Below are 18,986 nucleotides of genomic sequence, written 5' to 3'. Positions count from 1 at the left end.
ATGATTCGTACGATCGTCGTCATCGGGACGGGCCTGATCGGCACGTCCGTGGCGTTGTCCGCCCGCCGGGCCGGGGTGACGGTCTTCCTCTCGGACCGCGACCCCGAGGCGGCCCGGCTGGCGGAGGCGATGGATGCCGGAGTGGCCTGTGCGCCGCCCCGGCAGGCCGATCTGGCGGTGCTCGCCGTGCCTCCCTCGGCGGTCGGCCCGGTGCTCCGCGACGCCCAGCTCCGCCGGCTCGCGTCGGGCTACACCGACGTGGCCAGCGTCAAGGGCGAGCCGGAACGGGCGGTCCTGAGCCTGGCCCCGGACCCGGCCGCGTACATCGGGGGGCATCCGATGGCCGGGCGGGAACGGTCAGGTCCGCTGGCGGCCCGCGCCGACCTGTTCGCCGGGCGCCCGTGGGTGCTCAGCCCGTCGGAGCGCACGTCCCCGGACGCGGCCGAGCGTGCGCGGACCCTGGTCGAGCTCTGCGGCGCCGTCCCGGTGGTGCTGCAGAGCCGGGTGCACGACGAGGCGGTGGCGCTGACCTCGCACGTGCCGCACCTGGTGGCCAGCCTCATGGCGGCACGGCTGACCGACGGGTCGGAGCAGGCGCGCACGCTGGCCGGCCGGGGCGTACGCGACGTCACCCGGATCGCGGCCGGGGACCCGGGGCTGTGGTCCGACATCGTCCGGGCGAACGCCCCGGCCATCGCCCCGGTGCTGCGGAACCTGCAGGCCGACCTGTCCCGCCTCGCGCAGGCCGTGGAGGAGCTGGCCGATCCCGCGTGCGAGGGACGACCGGCGGCCCTGCGTACGGTCGTGGACCTGTTGAGCCGCGGCGTGGCGGGGGTGTCGGAAATCCGGCACGGCGACGAGGACCGGTGAGCCGGCCCGGCCGGTGTGACACTTATGTGACTGTCTCGTCCGTACGCTGGCGTTTCGGACCGTCGGCGGGCAGGAGAGGAACGCATGAGGATCCTGGTGGTCGAGGATCACGTACGCCTGGCCGACTCGGTGGCTCGCGTGCTGCGCCGCGAGGGCATGGCGGTCGACGTGGCCTACGACGGGTCGGCCGCGCTCGAGCGGACGATCGACACCGACTACGACGTCGTGGTCCTCGACCGGGACCTGCCCGGCGTCCACGGTGACGAGGTGTGCCGCCGGTTGATGCAGCAGCCCGTGCGCACCCGGGTCCTCATGCTGACCGCGGCCGGCACCATCGCCGACCGGGTCGACGGCCTCACCCTCGGCGCCGACGACTACCTGCCGAAACCCTTCGCCTATCCCGAGCTGGTGGCGCGCATCCGCGCGCTCGGCCGGCGCAACCAGCCCGCCGTGCCGCCCGTGCTCAGCCACGGGGACCTGACGCTCGACCCGGCCAAGCGTGTCGCCAGCCGCGCCGGTACGCAGCTCCCGCTCAACCCCAAGGAGCTGGCGGTCCTCGAGTACCTGCTCGCCGCGCAGGGCCGGGTGGTCTCCGCGGAGGAGCTGCTCGAACGGGTGTGGGACTCGGCCACCGACCCGTTCACCACGACGGTGAAGGCCACCATGAACCGGCTGCGGTCCAAGCTCGGCGAGCCGCCGGTCATCGAGACCGTCCCGCGGGCCGGCTATCGCATCTGAACGGGAGGGACATCCTCATGGGCCTCAAGGCCAAGATCTCCGGCATGCGGGTCCGGCTGCGGCTCACCCTCCTGTACGGCGTGCTGTTCCTGCTCTCCGGCGCCGTCCTGCTGGCGATCACCTACCTGCTGGTGGCGCACGCCGGCACGAACCTCGTGGTCTCCACGCAGAGCACGTCCCCCAACGGCGGGCAGAACATCAGCACGTACGTGCTGGGCAGCCTGCCCGAGGTGGACCAGCTGCCGGAGGCCGAGCGGCGCATCACCGAGGCGCTCCAGGCACAGGCGACCCACCAGCAGGCGGACATGATGCACAAGCTGCTGGCGCAGTCCGGCCTGGCGCTCGCCATCATGTCGGTCGTCTCGGTCGTGCTCGGCTGGCTGGTCGCCGGGCGGGTGCTGCGGCCGCTGCAGACCATGACGAGCACCATCCAGCTCATCTCGGCGCGCAACGTGCACGAGCGGCTGGCCGCCGCCGGACCGCGCGACGAGCTGAAGGACCTGGCCGACACCATCGACGGCCTGCTCGGCCGGCTGGAGGCGGCGCTCGACTCGCACAAGCGCTTCGTGGCCAACGCCGCCCATGAGCTGCGGACGCCGCTGACGCTGGAGCACGCCCTGCTGGAGGAGGCCGTCATCGATCCCCACGCGACGGTCCACTCGTACCGTGCCCAGTTCGAGCAGCTGATGGTCGTGAGCGAGCAGCAGGCCCGCCTCCTCGAGTCACTGCTGGTCCTGGCCACCAGCGAGCGCGGCCTGGACCAGCGGGAGAACGTCGATCTGGCGAAGTTGACCGGCGCTGTGCTGCGCGCCGCCGAGCCCAAGGCCCGCAAGCGCGACGTGGCCATCGGGGCGCAGGTCGAGCCGGCGTCGGTCACCGGCGACGCCGCCCTGGTCGAGCGGCTGGTGGCCAACCTGGTCGACAACGCGACCAGCTACAACATCCCGTACGGGTGGGTGCAGGTGGAGACCGGCGTGCAGGACGGGCGGTCCTTCGTGACCGTGACCAACAGCGGCCCGCCGGTCCCGCCCGACATGGTGGACCAGCTGCTCAGCCCGTTCCAGCGGCTCAACCGCACCGCCGACGACGGCCACCACGGCCTCGGCCTGTCCATCGTCAAGTCGATCGTCGCGGCCCACGGGGCGGACCTCACGGTGCAGGCCCGGCCCGAGGGCGGCCTGGGCATCCGCGTGGTCTTCCCGCCCGCGGAGTAGCCGTTTCCTTGTGCCCGTCGTGTGACCGGCCGGCGCGTAGAACAGGACGCATGACGACGATAATCAGGAAACGACGTCCCATGGTGGTCCTTTCCGCAGTCGCCCTCACGTTCGCGATGGGCCTGGCGGGATGCGGTAAGGAGAAGGATCCGTCGGTCGCGACCGCCAACCCCGGAGCGCCCAAGGCCGCGGCCAGCGCGGCGCCTCAGGGCGACGACACGGGCCTCAAGTTCTCGCAGTGCATGCGGGACCAGGGCATGAGCTGGTTCCCGGACCCGGGCGCGGACGGCGGGCTCAAGGTCAGCATCCCCGAGGGCACCGACCAGAACAAGTACGACAAGGCCGAGGAGGCGTGCAAGGCGTACGCCCCCGGCAGCGGGAGCCAGGGCGGCCGGCTCAGCGACGAGGACCTCGGCAAGATCCGGCAGATGGCGCAGTGCATGCGGGACAAGGGCTTCACCAACTACCCGGACCCCGACTCCAACGGCTCCATCCAGATCAACGAGGACACCGTCGGCATCTCGCCCGACGACCCGGCCTTCCAGAAGGCGATGCAGGAGTGCCAGAAGTACATGCCGCCGCGCCGGGGCGGGGGGAACTCCTGATGGGCGCAAGGCGCACCGCGGGTGCGGTCGCCGGCGTGGTCGCGGTCGGCGCTGTGGCCGCCGCGATCACCGTCTTCAACCTGCCGACGGCGGAGGAGAAGCCCGACTCCGCCGCCGGCGCGCCGGCCGCCACCGCGGACATCGTCAAGACGACGCTGACCGACCGGGAGAACCACGACGGCACACTGGGGCACGGCGACACCACGACGTTCTCGACACGCGGCGGCGGCACCATGACGTGGCTGCCCTCCGAGGGCGCGACGGTCGGCCGCGGCAAGGCGCTCTACCGCCTCGACAACAAGCCCGTCACCCTGCTCTACGGCTCGCTTCCCGCCTACCGCACCCTCAAGTCGGGTGTGAAGGGCACCGACGTGCTGGAGTTCGAGCGGAACCTGTGGGCGCTGGGCTACCGCGGGTTCACCGTCGACAAGACGTACTCGTACTCGACCGCCGTCAAGGTCCGGGAGTGGCAGAAGGATCTCGGCCTGACCCGGACCGGCACCGTCGACCCCGGCCAGATCGCGTACGCCGACGGCGAGGTGCGCGTCGACTCGCTGAGCACCCAGGTGGGCACCGTGGTCGGACCCGGCACCGCGGTCGAGAAGGTCACCGGCACCGTGCCGCTGGCCACGGTGGGGCTGGACATGACCTCGGCGCGGCTGGCCAAGAAGGGCGCGGCGGTGCGGGTCACGATGCCCGACAAGAAGGTCGTCGGCGGCAGGATCATCAAGGTGGTCACGGTCGTGAGCCCGGGCGAGAACGCCCAGACGGCCACCACCAAGATCGCGGTGACGATCCGCTTCGACGCCAAGGTCGAGAGCGCCGGCGCGGCCGCGGTCAGCGTCGCCTTCACCTCCGGTGAGCGCAAGAACGTGCTGGCCGTTCCGGTGGCCGCATTGCTCGCGCTCGCCGAGGGCGGATACGGCGTCCAGGTGGTCGAGAACGGCACGACGAAGATCGTGGCGGTCGAGACCGGCCTGTTCGCCGACGGCAAGGTGGAGATCAAGGGCAACGGCCTGCAGGCCGGCATGAAGGTGGCGATGCCGTCATGAGTGCCGTCGAAGCCGTGGTGCCCGCCGCGGACACCGACGTCGGCCACCCGGTGATCGAGCTCGCCGGCGTCGGCAAGACCTACTCCGGCGGGGTCACCGCGCTGCGATCGGTCGACCTGGTCGTCGAGTACGGCGAGCTGCTGGCGATCGTCGGGCCGTCCGGATCCGGCAAGTCCACGATGCTCAACGTGATCGGCACGCTGGACCGGCCGTCGCAGGGCACCGTCCGCATCGACGGGTACGACGTGGCGACGCTGTCCGACCGGCAGCTGTCCGCGTTGCGGGCCCGGCGCATCGGCTTCGTCTTCCAGCAGTTCCATCTCGCGCCGGGGCGCGACGCGCTCGGCAACGTCGCGGACGGCCTGCTCTACAGCGGTATCGGCAAGCGGGAACGCGAGCAGCGCGCCGAGGCCGCCCTGGTCCGGGTGGGCCTGGGGGACCGGCTCACGCACCGCCCGTACCAGCTCTCCGGCGGCGAGCGGCAGCGGGTGGCGATCGCCCGGGCGGTCGCGGGGGATCCGCCGCTGCTGCTCGCGGACGAACCGACGGGCAACCTCGACTCCGTCTCCGGGGCCGGCGTGATGGAGCTCCTGCGCGAGCTGAACGAGGCGGGTACGACGATCCTCATCATCACGCACGACCGGGAGATCGCGGACGGCCTGCCGCGGCAGGTCCCGATGCGCGACGGGCAGGTGGTCTGAGATGGCTCGCAACGGACGCTCGCTGGTTCCGGCCCGGCTGCGCCCGTCGGACCTGGCCCGGCTCGGCGGATACGGCCTGCGCTCCCGTCCGCTGCGGGCCGTGCTGTCCGCCCTGGGCATCGCGATCGGCATCGCGGCGATGACGGCGGTGGTCGGCATCTCCGCCTCCAGCCGCGCCGACCTCGACCGCGAGCTGGACAAGCTGGGCACCAACATGCTCACCGTCTCGCCCGGGCGCACGATGCTCGGCGAGCAGGCCACCCTGCCCGACGAGTCGCTGGCGATGATCAAGCGGATCGGGCCGGTGCAGTCGGCGACGGCGACCGGTGTGCTCAGCAAGACGTACGCCTACCGCAACGACCGGATCCCGGCGGCGCAGTCCAGCGGCCTGTCCGTGGTCGCGGCCAAGCTCGACCTGCTCCAGACGGTCGGCGGCGCGCTGCGGCAGGGCGCCTGGCTCAACGCGGCGACCGACCGCTATCCGGCGGTGGTGCTCGGGGCGAAGGCGGCCGAGCGGCTCGGCGACGTCCCCGCCGTCTACATCGGCGGCCGCTGGTGGGTCGTCGTCGGGGTGCTGGACGACGTGCTGCTCGCGCCCGAGCTCGACTCGTCGGTGCTCATGGGCTGGCCGGCCGCCGACAAGTACCTGGGCTTCGACGGACATCCGACAACCGTGTACACGCGCTCGGTCGAGTCACAGGTCGAGGCGGTCCGGGCGGTGCTCGGGGCCACGGCCAACCCGTCGGCGCCGAACGAGGTCAACGTGTCGAAGCCGTCGGACGCGCTGACCGCGCGCCGGGCCGCCGCCGCGACCTTCACCGCGCTGCTGCTCGGGCTCGGCGCGGTCGCACTGCTCGTCGGCGGGATCGGGGTCGCGAACACGATGGTGATCTCGGTGCTGGAACGGCGCTCGGAGATCGGCCTGCGCCGGTCGCTGGGGGCCACCAGGGGCCAGGTCCGCGTGCAGTTCGTGGCGGAATCCCTGCTCCTGTCGCTGCTCGGCGGCGCGGCGGGCGCGCTGCTCGGCTATCTGGTGACCGGTGTGTACGCCACCGCCCAGACGTGGCCCACGGTCGTGCCGCTGTGGGTCCTCGGCGGCGGTGTGGCCGCCACGGTGGCGATCGGCGCCATCGCGGGGCTGTACCCGGCGATCCGCGCCGCCCGGCTGGCGCCCACGGAGGCCCTGGCGACAACCTGACGACGGATGTTCCGGGGAGGCCCGCGCGGCCTCCCCGCAGTGTTCCCACGACGACGACCCCCTTGTGCAACTGCGGTGATCCGGCGGTTGAACGGCAGCCCTCGCTGTTCGACCGCTCGCCTTGTTCAGCAGTCGGTCATGCGCTGGAATTTCGACGCCAGCGAATCCGGGTGCCCGTGCAAGGCAGCGGAGTGGTCTCGGCGTGCCCGGCACGCGATCACCCCCCGTTCGCGGCGGATCAGATTTCCGGCAGCCGAAGATCGCGCCGCGTTCTTTGCGAGGGGGATTGCCTTGTTGATTCCGTTGTCGTTCGCCCAGCGCCGGTTGTGGTTCCTGGGTGAGCTGGACGGGCCGAGCCCGACGTACAACTACGTCATCGCGGCGCGCATGCGAGGCGAGCTCGACGCGGTGGCGCTCAACGCCGCGCTGCGCGACGTGATCCTGCGGCACGAGTCGCTGCGTACGGTCTTCCCGGCCGTCGACGGTGAGCCGCACCAGCGGGTGCTCAGCGCCGAGGAGCTCGTCTGGCAGCTGGAGATCGAACCGATCGCCGCCGGCGAGGTGTCCGAGGCGGTCGGGCGGGCCGCCCAGCACGCCTTCCACCTGACCCGGGAGATCCCGGTCCGCGCGTGGCTGTACAGGATCAGCTCCCGCGAGCACGTGCTGGTGCTGCTGCTGCACCACATCGCCAGTGATGCCTGGTCGAACGCGCCGCTGGGCCGGGACCTCGCGCGCGCGTACGCCGCCCGGAAGGCCGGCACGGCACCGCAGTGGGAGCCGCTGCCCGTGCAGTACGCGGACTACACGCTCTGGCAGCGGGAACTGCTCGGCGACGACACCGACCCGGACAGCCGGATGGCGAAACAGCTCGGCTACTGGCGTACGGCGCTCGCCGGGATCCCGGAAGAGCTGCAGCTGCCCACCGACCGCCCCCGCCCGGCCGTCTCCGGCGGCGAGGGACACGCCGTGCCGCTGGAAGTGCCCGCCGACGTCCACAGCCGGCTCGTGGACCTCGCGCGCGCCGCCGGCGTCACCCCGTTCATGGTGCTGCAGAGCGCCTTCGCGGTGCTGCTGTCCCGGCTCGGTGCCGGCCGCGACATCCCCCTGGGTTCGTCGATCGCCGGCCGCACCGAGGAGGCCCTGCACGACCTCATCGGCTTCTTCGTCAACAACCTGGTCATCCGCGCGGACCTGTCCGGGGATCCGAGCTTCCGGGACGTGCTCGAGCGCGTCCGGGAGACGAGCCTCAATGCGCTGGCGCATCAGGACGTACCGTTCGAGCGGCTCGTCGAGGAGCTGGCGCCGGCCCGCTCGCTGGCCCGGCACCCGCTGTTCCAGGTCATGCTCACGCTCGACAACACCGCCCGGGCCACCCTGGAGCTCGCCGGCCTCACCGTCGAGGTGCTGCCGAACGCGCTGCCGGCGGCGAAGTTCGACGTCGACGCCTGGTTCACCGAGACGTTCGCGGACGACGGCACTCCGGCCGGACTGCTCGGCCGCATCACCGTCGCGGCGGACCTGTTCGATTCACGCACGGCCGAGGCGCTGGTCCGGCAGTTCGGCCGGGTGCTGCAGGCGGTGACTTCGGCTCCGGATCTGCGGGTACGGGCGGTGCCGGTGCTCGATGCCGCCGAGCGGGAGCTGGTGCTGCGCGGCTGGAACGACACGGCGGCTGAGGTGCCGGCGTCGAGTGTGCTGGATCTGTTCGAGCGTCAGGTGGCGGCGTCGCCGGAGGCGGTGGCGTTGGTCGCCGGTGGCGTGTCGCTGACCTATGGCGAGTTGTCGGCTCGGGCGGATGGCATCGCCGGTCATCTTCTCGCTTCCGGGGTGGAGGCGGAGTCGGTTGTCGGGTTGGCGCTGCCGCCCGGTGTGGAGACGATCGCGGCGATTCTGGGTGTGTGGAAGGCGGGTGCGGCGTATCTGCCGTTGGACCCGGCTCTGCCCGCGGAGCGGTTGGAGTTCCTGATCGCCGACAGCGGCGCCCGGATCGTGCTGAACCAGGAAACGCACGCGACCGCTGTGGCCCTGCCGTCGGTAGTGGCGTCGCAGCTGGCGTATGTCATCTACACCTCGGGCTCGACCGGTGTGCCCAAGGGCGTGGCCGTCACGCACGGCGCCCTGGCGAACTATGTGGTGTCGGTGTCGCAGCGGCTGGGCTGGAGCTCGCCGGGGATGCGGTATGCGTTGTTGCAGCCGCAGGTGACCGACCTGGGTAACACGGTGTTGTTTGCCGCGCTGGCCACTGGTGGTCAGGTGCACGTTCTTGACTCGGACATGGTCGTGGACGCCGAGGCGGTCGGCGCGTATCTGGACCGTGAGCGCATTGATGCGGTGAAGGTGGTGCCGTCGCACGTGATGGCGCTTGGCGGTTTGCGTCCGCGGCATTCGTTAGTGCTTGGTGGTGAGGCGGCTCCGGCGGGCCTGGTGGAGGAGCTGGCCGCCGGCGGGTTGCGGGTGTTCAACCATTACGGGCCGACCGAGACGACGGTCGGCGTGGCCACGACTGAGGTGACGGGTGGCGTCATCCCGGTCGGGCGGCCGCTGGCGAACACCCGTCTGTTCGTGTTGGACGACGCGCTGCAGCCGGTGCCGCCGGGTGTGACGGGTGAGTTGTATGTCGCGGGTGTGCAGGTGGCGCGCGGGTATGTGGTCCGGCCTGGGTTGACCGGGCAGCGGTTTGTGGCTTGTCCGTGGGGTGCCGGGGAACGCATGTATCGCACCGGTGACCTGGCGAAGTGGACCGCGGATGGGCAGGTCGTGTTTGCCGGGCGCGCGGATGACCAGGTGAAGGTGCGCGGGTATCGGGTCGAGCCGGGTGAGGTGCAGGCTGCGCTGACCGCGCATCCGGCGGTGGCGCAGGCGGCGGTGATTGCCCGTGATGACCGGCTGGTCGCGTATGTGGTCGCGTCGCAGACCGCTGGGTTGCGGGAGCACGTGGCCGAGCGGTTGCCGGAGTACATGGTGCCGTCCGCGGTGGTCGCGCTGGAGGCGTTGCCGTTGACGGCCAACGGGAAGCTGGACCGGGCGGCGCTGCCCGCGCCGGAGTACACCACCGGTGGCGGGCGCGGGGCGGTGTCCGTACAGGAAGAGTTGTTGTGTGGGTTGTTCGCTCAGGTGCTCGGGCTGGACGCGGTCGGGGTGGGGGACAGCTTCTTCGAGCTCGGCGGGCATTCGCTGCTCGCCGTCCGGCTGGCGTGGCGGATCCGCACGACGCTGGGCGTGGACGTGCCGCTGCGGCTGTTGTTCGAGGCGCCCACCGTCGCAGCGCTGAGCGCTCGCCTGGCCGGAACCCGCACCGGTGACACCGTCGTCCCGTTGCGGGCGAGAACCCGGCCCGACCGGATCCCGCTGTCCTTCGCGCAGCGGCGCCTGTGGTTCCTGGCCCAGCTCGAAGGCCCCAGCCCGACCTACAACGTGCCGGGACTGGTGCGGCTCGGCGCCGACCTGGACGTCGCCGCCCTGACCGCCGCTCTGCGCGACGTCGTTGCCCGGCACGAGTCGCTGCGCACGGTCTTCCCGGTCGCGGACGGTGAGCCCTACCAGCGCGTGCTCGATCCCGAGGGGCTGGACTGGGATCTGCCGGTCACCACGGTGGATCCGGACGAGCTCGCCGGCGCGGCGGCATCGGTCGCCCGGCACACCTTCGACCTCGCCACCGAGATCCCGCTGCGCGCCCGGCTGTTCCGAGTCGAAGCGCCGGCCGCCGAGTACGTCCTCGTCGTCGTGATGCACCACATCGCCACCGACGGATGGTCGTCGCCGCTGCTGAGCCGGGAGATCTCCACCGCGTACGCCGCCCGCGTACGCGGTGCCGCGCCGGAGTGGACGCCACTGCCGGTGCAGTACGCCGACTACGCGCTGTGGCAGCGCGAGGTTCTGGGTGACGCCGACGACCCGGAGAGCCGGTTGTCGCGGCAGGTCGCCTACTGGCGGCAGGCGCTCGAGGGGGCGCCGGACGAGCTGACCCTGCCCACGGACCGGCCGCGCCCGGCGGTGGCGAGCAAGGACGGCCACCGGGTGCCGGTGACGGTGCCGGCCGAGACGCACCGGCGGCTGCTGGAGCTCGCCCGCGACGAGGGCGTCACGCCGTTCATGGTGGTGCAGTCGGCGCTGGCCGTACTGCTGTCGCGGCTGGGCGCGGGCACGGACGTCCCGATCGGTGTGCCCGTGGCCGGCCGCTCCGACGAGGCGCTGGCCGACCTCGTCGGCTTCTTCATCAACACGCTTGTGATCCGTACGGACCTGTCGGGCGACCCGGAGTTCCGGCAGCTCCTCACCCGGGTCCGCGAGGCTACGCTCGGCGCCCTCGCGCACCAGGACGTGCCGTTCGAGCGGCTCGTCGAGGAGCTTGCGCCGTCGCGGTCGCTGGCCCGGCACCCGCTGTTCCAGGTGATGCTGAACGTGCAGAACACCGAGCAGGCCGTGCTGGACCTGCCGGGCGGTACGGCCGCCGGGAGCGGCGACGCCCTTCCGGTGTCGGCCCGGTACGACCTGCACGTCGGCTTCGTCGAGACCTTCGACGACGCCGGGCGCCCGGCCGGTCTGCGCGGCTGGCTGACCGCGAGCGCCGACCTGTTCGCCGTCGACACCGCCCGGGCGCTCGCCGAGCGGCTGGTCCGCGTGCTCGCATCGGTGACCGCCGCGCCGCAGCTGCCGGTGCACGCGGTGCCGGTGCTCGACGCCGCCGAGCGGGAGCTGGTGCTGCACGGCTGGAACGACACGGCGGCTGAGGTGCCGGTGTCGAGTGTGCTGGATCTGTTCGAGAGTCAGGTGGCGGCGTCGCCGGATGCGGTGGCGTTGGTCGCTGGTGGTGTGTCGCTGACCTATGGCGAGTTGTCGGCTCGGTCCGAGGGCATTGCGGGTCACCTGCTGGCTTCCGGTGTGGAGGCGGAGTCGGTTATCGGGTTGGCGCTGCGTCCGGGTGTGGAGACGATCGCGGCGATCCTGGGCGTGTGGAAGGCCGGTGCGGCGTATCTGCCGCTGGATCCTGCGCTGCCCGCGGAGCGGTTGGAGTTCCTGATCGCCGACAGCGGTGCCCGGCTGGTGCTCACCGAAGAGGTCCAGGCGACCCCTGTGGCCCTGCCTGCAGTGGCGGCGTCGCAGCTGGCGTATGTCATCTACACGTCGGGGTCGACGGGTGTGCCCAAGGGTGTGGCGGTCACGCATGGGGCGCTGGCCAACTATGTGGTGTCGGTGTCGCAGCGGTTGGGTTGGAGCTCGCCGGGGATGCGGTATGCCCTGCTGCAGCCGCAGGTGACCGACCTCGGCAATACGGTGTTGTTCGCGGCGTTGGCCACTGGTGGTCAGGTGCATGTCCTCGATGCGGACATGGTTGTGGACGCTGAGGCGGTCGCCTCCTACCTGGACTGTGAGCGCATTGATGCGGTGAAGGTGGTGCCGTCGCACGTGATGGCGCTGGGCGCTTTACGTCCGCGGCATTCGCTGGTGCTTGGTGGTGAGGCGGCTCCGGCCGGGTTGGTGGAGGAGCTGGCCGGCGACGGGTTGCAGGTGTTCAACCATTATGGGCCGACGGAGACGACGGTGGGTGTGGCGACCGCGTCGGTGACCGGTGGAGTGATCCCGGTCGGGCGGCCGTTGGCGAACACCCGTTTGTACGTGTTGGACGATGCGTTGCAGCCGGTGCCGCCGGGTGTGACGGGTGAGTTGTATGTCGCGGGTGTGCAGGTGGCGCGCGGGTATGTGGGCCGGCCTGGGTTGACCGGGCAGCGGTTCGTAGCGTGCCCGTGGGGCGAGCGGATGTACCGCACCGGTGACCTGGCGAAGTGGACCGCGGATGGGCAGGTGGTGTTCTGCGGCCGCGCGGATGACCAGGTGAAGGTGCGGGGGTATCGGGTCGAGCCGGGTGAGGTGCAGGCCGTGCTGACCGCGCATCCGGCGGTGGCGCAGGCGGCGGTGATCGCCCGTGATGACCGGCTGGTCGCGTATGTGGTGGCGTCGGACACCGCTGGGTTGCGGGAGTACGTGGCCGAGCGGCTGCCGGAGTACATGGTGCCGTCGACGGTGGTCACGCTGGAGGCTTTGCCGCTGACGGCCAACGGCAAGTTGGATCGGGCGGCGTTGCCGGCGGTGGAAGAGCGGGTGGCTAGTGCTGAGCCGGTGAATGAGACGGAGGTGTTGCTGGCGGGGATCTTCGCGGAGGTGCTGGGGCGGGAGTCGGTCGGGCGTGAGGACAACTTCTTCGAGCTCGGTGGGCACTCGTTGCTGGCGATCCGGTTGCTGTCGCGGATCCGGGCGCGGCTCGGCGCCGAGGTGAAGATCCGGATGCTCTTCGAGGCCCCCACGGTGTCCGCCCTGGCGGCGCGGATCACGGGCGCCGACGCGAGTCCGGCCCGGGTCGCTCTGCGCGGCAGGGTACGGCCGGAGCGGGTGCCGCTGTCGTTCGAGCAGCGCCGCATGTGGTTCCTGGCCCAGATGGAGGGCCCCGACCCGACCTACAACGTGTCGCTGCTCGTGCGGCTCGCCGGCGATCTGGACACCTCCGCGTTGCGGGCTGCCGTCCGGGACGTGCTGGACCGGCACGAGTCGCTGCGGACCGTGTTCGAGGTCGCCGACGGTGAGCCGTACCAGCGGGTCGTCGCGCCGGGCGAGCTGGACTGGGCGGTGGAGTTCGCCGAGGTGGGACCGGACGGCCTCGGCGCGGCGGTGGCACAGGCGGCGCGGCACGCGTTCGACCTCGCCGCCGAGGTACCGGTCCGGGCGTGGCTGTTCCGGATCGACCGCGACACCCACGCGCTGCTGCTGGTGGTCCACCACATCGCCAGCGACGGCTGGTCGCGCGCCCCGCTCGGCCGGGACCTCTCGGCCGCGTACGCCGCACGCCTGCGCGGGCACGCTCCGGCCTGGGCGCCGCTGCCCGTGCAGTACGCCGACTATGCGCTGTGGCAACGCGACCTGCTGGGCGACGAGAACAACCCGGACAGCGTGCTGGCGAAGCAGGTCGACTACTGGCGGCAGGCGCTCGCCGGCGCGCCGGAGGAGCTCAGTCTGCCCGTGGACCGGCCGCGTCCCGCGGTGTCGGCCAACCGGGGGGTCCGCGTGCCGCTGCACGTGCCCGCCGAGGTGCACCGGCGGCTGCAGGACCTGTCCCGGGCCGAGGGGGTCACCGTCTTCATGACGGTGCAGGCCGCGCTGGCGGTCACCCTTTCGCGGCTGGGCGCCGGCACGGACATCCCGATCGGTACGGCGGTCGCCGGGCGCACGGACGAGGCGCTCAACGACCTCATCGGCTTCTTCATCAACACGCTGGTGATCCGTACGGACCTGTCCGGCGACCCGGAGTTCCGGGACGTCCTCGGGCGGGTCCGGGAGGCCGGCCTGGCCGCGCTGGCGAACCAGGATGTGCCGTTCGAGCGGCTGGTCGAGGAGCTGGCACCCACCCGGTCGCTCGCCCGGCACCCGCTCTACCAGGTCATGCTGACCGTGCAGGACCCCGAGCGGGGCGCCGTGGAGCTGCCCGGCGTGACGGTCACCGGCGAGTCCGCGGCCGGCGACGGCACCGACACGATCCCCGCCCGCTTCGACCTGGACGTGACGCTCGTCGAGACGTTCGACGAGCAGGGCGACCCGGCCGGCCTGCGCGGCGCCGTGACGGCCGACGCCGGCCTGTTCGACGAGTCCACGGTCCTGCGGTTCGCCGGCTGGTACGCCCGCGTGCTGGAGACGGTGTCCGCCGCGGCCGAGGTGCGGGTGCACGCGATCGACCTGCTCGACGCCCCGCAGCGCCGGCAGGTTCTGACCGAGTGGAACGACACCGCGGCCCCGGTTCCGGCCCGAAGCGTGGTCGAGATGGTCGCCTCGCAGGTGGCGGCGACGCCGGACGCGGTCGCGGTGAGCGCCGACGGCACCGACATGTCCTACCGGGAGCTGGACGAAGCGGCGAACCGGCTCGCGCATTACCTGGTGAAGCAGGGCGTGGGCGCCGACTCCGTCGTCGGGCTGTGCCTGCCCGCCGGAATCCAGCTGGTCACCACGATCCTGGCGGTGTGGAAGGCCGGGGCGGCCTACGTCCCGATCGATCCGGCGTATCCGATGGAGCGGATCACGTTCACGCTGGCCGACAGCAAGGCAGTGCTGCTGCTGACCGACGAGCAGACGTCTGAGGATCTGCCGGTGTCCGGGCGTACTCGGATGGTGGTGCTCGACGACGCGCTGGTGGCGATGCAGCTGGCCGCCGCGCCCGCGACCCCGCCGCAGGTGCCGGCGATCGATCCGGCGTCGCTGGCGTACGTGATCTACACGTCCGGGTCCACCGGCAGGCCCAAGGGTGTCGCGGTCACCCACGGCGGGCTCGTGAACTACGTGAGCTGGGCTGCCGACGCCTACGGGGTGTCGGGCGGGGGTGGGGCACCGCTGCACTCGTCGATCGCGTTCGACCTGACGGTGACCAGTGTGGTGGTGCCGCTGGTGGCCGGCTCACCGGTCGTGGTGACCGGTGACCTGCCCGCGCTGCTGCGGGAGGGCGGCTGGTTCGAGCTGGTGAAGCTCGTCCCGGCACACCTGGCGATGTTGTCCGAGTCGCTGTCCGCCGAGCAGGTGGCCGGGGCGGCGTGGACCTGGGTGGTCGGTGGCGAGGCGCTGCCCGGTCCCCTGGTGCGGTCGTGGCTGCAGCGGGCGCCCGGCTCGGTGGTGGTCAACGAGTACGGCCCCACCGAGACCGTCGTCGGCTGCTGCGTGTTCGAGGTGTCCGCCGGCCGGCAGGTCGGGGCCTCGGTACCGATCGGGCGGCCGATCGCCAACACCCGCCTCTACGTCCTCGACGAGGGTCTGCGGCCCGTCCCGCCCGGGGTGGCAGGGGAGCTGTACATCGCCGGTGCCCAGCTGGCCCGGGGGTATGTGGGCCGCGCCGGGCTGACCGCCGAGCGGTTCGTGGCGTGCCCGTATGCGGCCGGGGAGCGGATGTACCGGTCCGGCGACCTGGCGAAGTGGACCGCCGACGGGCAGCTGGAGTTCCTGGGCCGTGCCGATGAGCAGGTGAAGATCCGCGGGTTCCGGATCGAGCCGGGTGAGGTCGAGGCGGTCCTGGCCGAGCATCCGGCGGTGGCGCAGGCGGCGGTGATCGCCCGCGATGAGCGGCTGGTCGCCTACGTCGTGGCCGCGCAGGCCGACGGCTTGCGCGAGTTCGTCGCCCGGCGGCTGCCCGAGTACATGGTGCCGGCCGTGGTGGTCGCGTTGCCGGAGCTGCCGTTGACGACCAACGGCAAGGTCGACCGGGGTGCCCTGCCGGCGCCCGAGACCACCCAGGGACAGGGGCGCGCGCCGGCTTCGGTGCTGGAAGAGCTGCTGTGCGGCATGTGCGCGCAGATCCTCGACGTCGATGTAGTGGGCGTCGAGGACAACTTCTTCGACCTCGGCGGGCACTCGCTGCTCGCCGTGCGGCTGATCTCCCGGGTACGGGCGGTGCTGGGCGTCGAGCTGCCGCTGCGGGTGGTGTTCGAGGCCCCGACCGTCGCCCAGCTGGCCGCGCGGCTCACCGAGCTCGGCGGCACCGGGACCAGGGCAAGCCTGCGCGCGGTGCGGCGCCCCGAGCGGGTGCCGCTGTCGTTCGCGCAGCGCCGGCTGTGGTTCCTGGCTCAGCTGGAGGGCCCGAGCGCCACCTACAACCGGCCGATGGTGCTGCAGCTCAGCGGCGACGTCGACGAGGTGGCGCTGAACGCCGCGCTGCGCGACGTCCTCGCCCGCCACGAGTCGCTGCGGACGATGTTCCCGTCCGTCGACGGCGTGCCCTACCAGCACATCATCGACCCGGCCGAGCTCGACTGGCGCCTGGAGGTGGCCGAGGTCGCCGGCGATGAGCTGCCCGGTGCGGTGGCCGAGGCGTCGGCGTACGCGTTCGACCTGACGCGGGAGATTCCGGTCCGCGCGTGGCTGCTGAGGCCGGGACCCGACGCCTGCGTCCTGGTGCTGCTCGTGCACCACATCGCGACCGACGGCTGGTCGATGGGCCCGCTCGGGCGCGACCTGTCGGCGGCGTACGCGGCACGCGTGCGCGGAGAGGCACCGGACCAGGAGCCGCTGCCCGTGCAGTACGCGGACTACGCGATCTGGCAGCGCGACCTGCTCGGCGACGAGGACGACCCGCAGAGCCTGCTGTCGCGGCAGGTCGCGTACTGGCGGGAGGCGCTGGCGAGCGCCCCGGAGGAGTTGCGGCTGCCGGCCGACCGACCCCGTCCGGCGGTGCTGAGCAACCGCGCGCACCGGGTGCCGCTGCAGGTGCCCGCCGAGGTGCACCGGCGGCTGACCGAGCTGGCGCGGGACGAGGGCGCCACCGTGTTCATGGTGATGCAGGCCGCGGTCGCGGTGACCTTGTCGCGGCTGGGGGCCGGCACCGACATCCCGATCGGCTCCGCGGTGGCCGGCCGCTCCGACGAGGCGCTCAACGACCTGGTCGGGTTCTTCGTCAACACCCTGGTGATCCGTACCGACCTGTCGGGTGATCCGGAGTTCCGGGAGGTCCTGGCGCGGGTGCGGGAGACGACGCTGGGTGCGCTGGCCCATCAGGACGTGCCGTTCGAGCGCCTCGTCGAGGAGCTGGTTCCGGCCCGGTCGATGAGCCGTCACCCGCTTTTCCAGGTGATGCTCGCCGTACAGAACAACCAGCGTGCCGTGACCGACCTGCCCGGAGCCGCGGATGCCGACGTCTCGGACGCGGTGGCGACCGCGGCGAAGTTCGACCTGGACGTGTCGGTCCGGGAGATGCTCGACGACCAGGGCCGACCGGCGGGCCTGCGGGGTTCGCTGACCGCCGCGGCGGACCTGTTCGACGAGGCGACCGTGCACCGGGTGGCCGGATGGCTGGTGCGCGTACTCGAGGCGGTGACCGCGGCGCCGGAGGTCCGCGTCCGCGCGGTGCCCCTGGTGGATGCGGCCGAGCGGGATCTGCTGCTGCGCGGGTGGAACGACACCGCGGCGCAGACCCCGTCGGACAGCGTCGTGGACCTGTTCGAGCTGCGGGTGGCGACGGATCCCGGCGCGGTCGCGGTGGTCGCGGACGGCGGCTCGCTGACGTACGCCGAGCTGGCCGGTCAGGCGGACCGGATCGCCGGTTTCCTGCTGGCGTCGGGTGTGGGCGCGGAGTCGGTGGTCGGCCTGTGCCTGCCGCGCGGTGCGCGGATGGTGGCCGCGATCCTGGGCGTGTGGAAGGCCGGTGCTGCGTACGTACCGTTGGATCCGGAGCTGCCGGCCGAACGCCTGGAGTTCCTGGTCGCCGACAGCGGGGCGGGCGTGGTTCTCGACGATGACGTCGTCGAGGAGGCGCTGACCGGCGATCCCGCGGTGCCGGTGGCGGTGCTGCCGGACCAGCTGGCCTATGTGATCTACACGTCGGGTTCGACGGGTGTGCCCAAGGGCGTCGCGGTCTCGCAGGCCTCGCTGAGCAATCTGGCGGCGGTGTTCGCCGTCGAGCCGGGTGTGGGCGTGCTGCAGTTCGCCTCGTTCAGCTTCGACGCGTCCGTACTCGATGTGGCGGTCGCGCTGAGCTCGGGCGCCACGTTGGTGATCGCGGCCGACCGGGAGCGTCACGAGCCCTCGCTGCTGGCCGGGCTGCCGATCCAGGCGGCCAGTGTGGTGCCGTCGCTGCTGCGGGTGCTCGAGCCGTCGGATCTGGCCGGCGTGCAGCGGCTGCTGGTGGGTGCTGAGGCCATCGACGAGGCGACCGCGCGGGCCTGGGCGCACGGCCGGGAGCTGGTGAACACGTACGGTCCGACGGAGACCACGGTGATGGTGGCTTCCGGCGTCGTGGACCGGGAGCGGCCCGGTGCCGTGCCGTTCGGCCGGCCGATCGCGAACACCCGCCTGTTCGTGCTGGACGATGCGCTGGAGCCGGTGCCGGCCGGGACGACCGGCGAGCTGTACGTCGCGGGCGTGCAGGTCGCCCGCGGATACGTGGGCCGGGCCGGGCTGACCGGTGAGCGTTTCGTGGCGTGCCCCTATGCGGCCGGGCAGCGGATGTACCGCACCGGCGACCTGGCGAAGTGGACCACCGACGGGCACCTGGTGTTCGCCGGGCGCGCGGACGAGCAGGTGAAGATTCGTGGGTTCCGGGTGGAGCCGGGCGAGGTCGAGGCGGTGCTCGCCGGGCATCCGGAGGTGGAGCAGGCAGTCGTCGTCGTGCGCGATGAGCGGCTCGTGGCCTATGTCGTGGGTTCACAGGTCGACGGGTTGCGGGAGTTTGTCGCACGGAGGTTGCCGGAGTACATGGTTCCCGCGGCGGTGGTTCCGTTGGCGGCCATTCCGCTGACGGCCAATGGAAAGCTCGACCGGTCCGCGCTGCCTGCCCCCGAGTTCGGCGGCGCCGTCAGCCGGGGTCCCGCGTCGGTGCAGGAAGAGATCCTCTGCCGGGTCTTCGCCGAGGTGCTCGGGCTGGAGTCGGTGGGCGTCGACGACAACTTCTTCGAGCTGGGTGGGCACTCGCTGCTGGCGGTGTCGCTGGTGGAGCGGCTGCGCGCGGCGGGCGTGTCCGTGTCGGTGCGGGCGCTGTTCGAGTCGCCGACGCCGGCCGGTCTGGCCGCCGCGGCAGCACCGGACGTGGTGGCGGTGCCGGAGAACGGTATCCCGGAGGGCGCTGAGCGGATCACGCCGGAGATGCTGCC

8 protein-coding genes (1 of these 8 running past the window's edge) are annotated in these 18,986 nt (G+C 72.1%); all 8 read left to right on the top strand.

Translation table 11 applies throughout. From position 1 onward, the window contains the following. Nucleotides 1-870 (top strand): prephenate dehydrogenase, encoded by an 870-nt coding sequence (locus tag AB0J80_RS27405; protein WP_364710317.1) that lies wholly within the window; start codon nucleotides 1-3, stop codon nucleotides 868-870. Nucleotides 871-954: 84 nt separating this feature from the next. Next, on the top strand, nucleotides 955-1,608 hold the full coding sequence (locus AB0J80_RS27400; protein ID WP_364710314.1) for a response regulator transcription factor: 654 nt from the start codon (nucleotides 955-957) through the stop codon (nucleotides 1,606-1,608). A 17-nt stretch (nucleotides 1,609-1,625) separates the two neighbouring features. Then, nucleotides 1,626-2,822, top strand: coding sequence for an ATP-binding protein (locus AB0J80_RS27395; RefSeq protein WP_364710311.1), 1,197 nt, complete (start codon nucleotides 1,626-1,628; stop codon nucleotides 2,820-2,822). A gap of 80 nt (nucleotides 2,823-2,902) precedes the next feature. After that, nucleotides 2,903-3,427 carry a hypothetical protein gene (locus tag AB0J80_RS27390; protein WP_364710308.1) on the top strand — a complete coding sequence of 175 codons (525 nt, stop codon included), beginning with the start codon at nucleotides 2,903-2,905 and terminating at the stop codon, nucleotides 3,425-3,427. Beyond that, on the top strand, nucleotides 3,427-4,479 hold the full coding sequence (locus tag AB0J80_RS27385) for a peptidoglycan-binding protein (RefSeq protein WP_364710305.1): 1,053 nt from the start codon (nucleotides 3,427-3,429) through the stop codon (nucleotides 4,477-4,479). Before AB0J80_RS27390 ends, AB0J80_RS27385 begins: the two co-directional genes overlap by 1 nt. Before the next feature lie 50 nt (nucleotides 4,480-4,529). After that, nucleotides 4,530-5,180 (top strand): ABC transporter ATP-binding protein, encoded by a 651-nt coding sequence (locus tag AB0J80_RS27380; RefSeq protein ID WP_364710561.1) that lies wholly within the window; start codon nucleotides 4,530-4,532, stop codon nucleotides 5,178-5,180. Nucleotide 5,181: 1 nt separating this feature from the next. Continuing rightward, nucleotides 5,182-6,378: an ABC transporter permease gene (locus AB0J80_RS27375; RefSeq protein ID WP_364710303.1), complete on the top strand. Its 1,197-nt coding sequence runs from the start codon at nucleotides 5,182-5,184 to the stop codon at nucleotides 6,376-6,378. A gap of 291 nt (nucleotides 6,379-6,669) precedes the next feature. Continuing rightward, nucleotides 6,670-18,986, top strand: partial view of a non-ribosomal peptide synthase/polyketide synthase gene (locus AB0J80_RS27370; protein WP_364710300.1) — the start only. Its footprint extends 27,637 nt past the window's final position; only the first 12,317 of its 39,954 coding nucleotides appear in the window; it begins with the start codon at nucleotides 6,670-6,672; its stop codon lies off the right edge, out of view.

The sequence above is a fragment of the Actinoplanes sp. NPDC049548 genome (genome assembly GCF_040676695.1).
Taxonomy (GTDB): domain Bacteria; phylum Actinomycetota; class Actinomycetes; order Mycobacteriales; family Micromonosporaceae; genus Actinoplanes.
Note: the sequence above shows the minus strand (reverse complement) of the source record. Positions and strands in the feature narration are given on the sequence as shown.

Excerpts from the sequence above, each read along its gene's own strand:
- AB0J80_RS27375 (WP_364710303.1), top strand. The coding sequence starts at position 5,182 with ATGGCTCGCAACGGACGCTCGCTGGTTCCGGCCCGGCTGCGCCCGTCG.
- AB0J80_RS27390 (WP_364710308.1), top strand. The coding sequence starts at position 2,903 with ATGGTGGTCCTTTCCGCAGTCGCCCTCACGTTCGCGATGGGCCTGGCG.
- AB0J80_RS27385 (WP_364710305.1), top strand. The coding sequence starts at position 3,427 with ATGGGCGCAAGGCGCACCGCGGGTGCGGTCGCCGGCGTGGTCGCGGTC.
- AB0J80_RS27400 (WP_364710314.1), top strand. The coding sequence starts at position 955 with ATGAGGATCCTGGTGGTCGAGGATCACGTACGCCTGGCCGACTCGGTG.
- AB0J80_RS27395 (WP_364710311.1), top strand. The coding sequence starts at position 1,626 with ATGGGCCTCAAGGCCAAGATCTCCGGCATGCGGGTCCGGCTGCGGCTC.
- AB0J80_RS27405 (WP_364710317.1), top strand. The coding sequence starts at position 1 with ATGATTCGTACGATCGTCGTCATCGGGACGGGCCTGATCGGCACGTCC.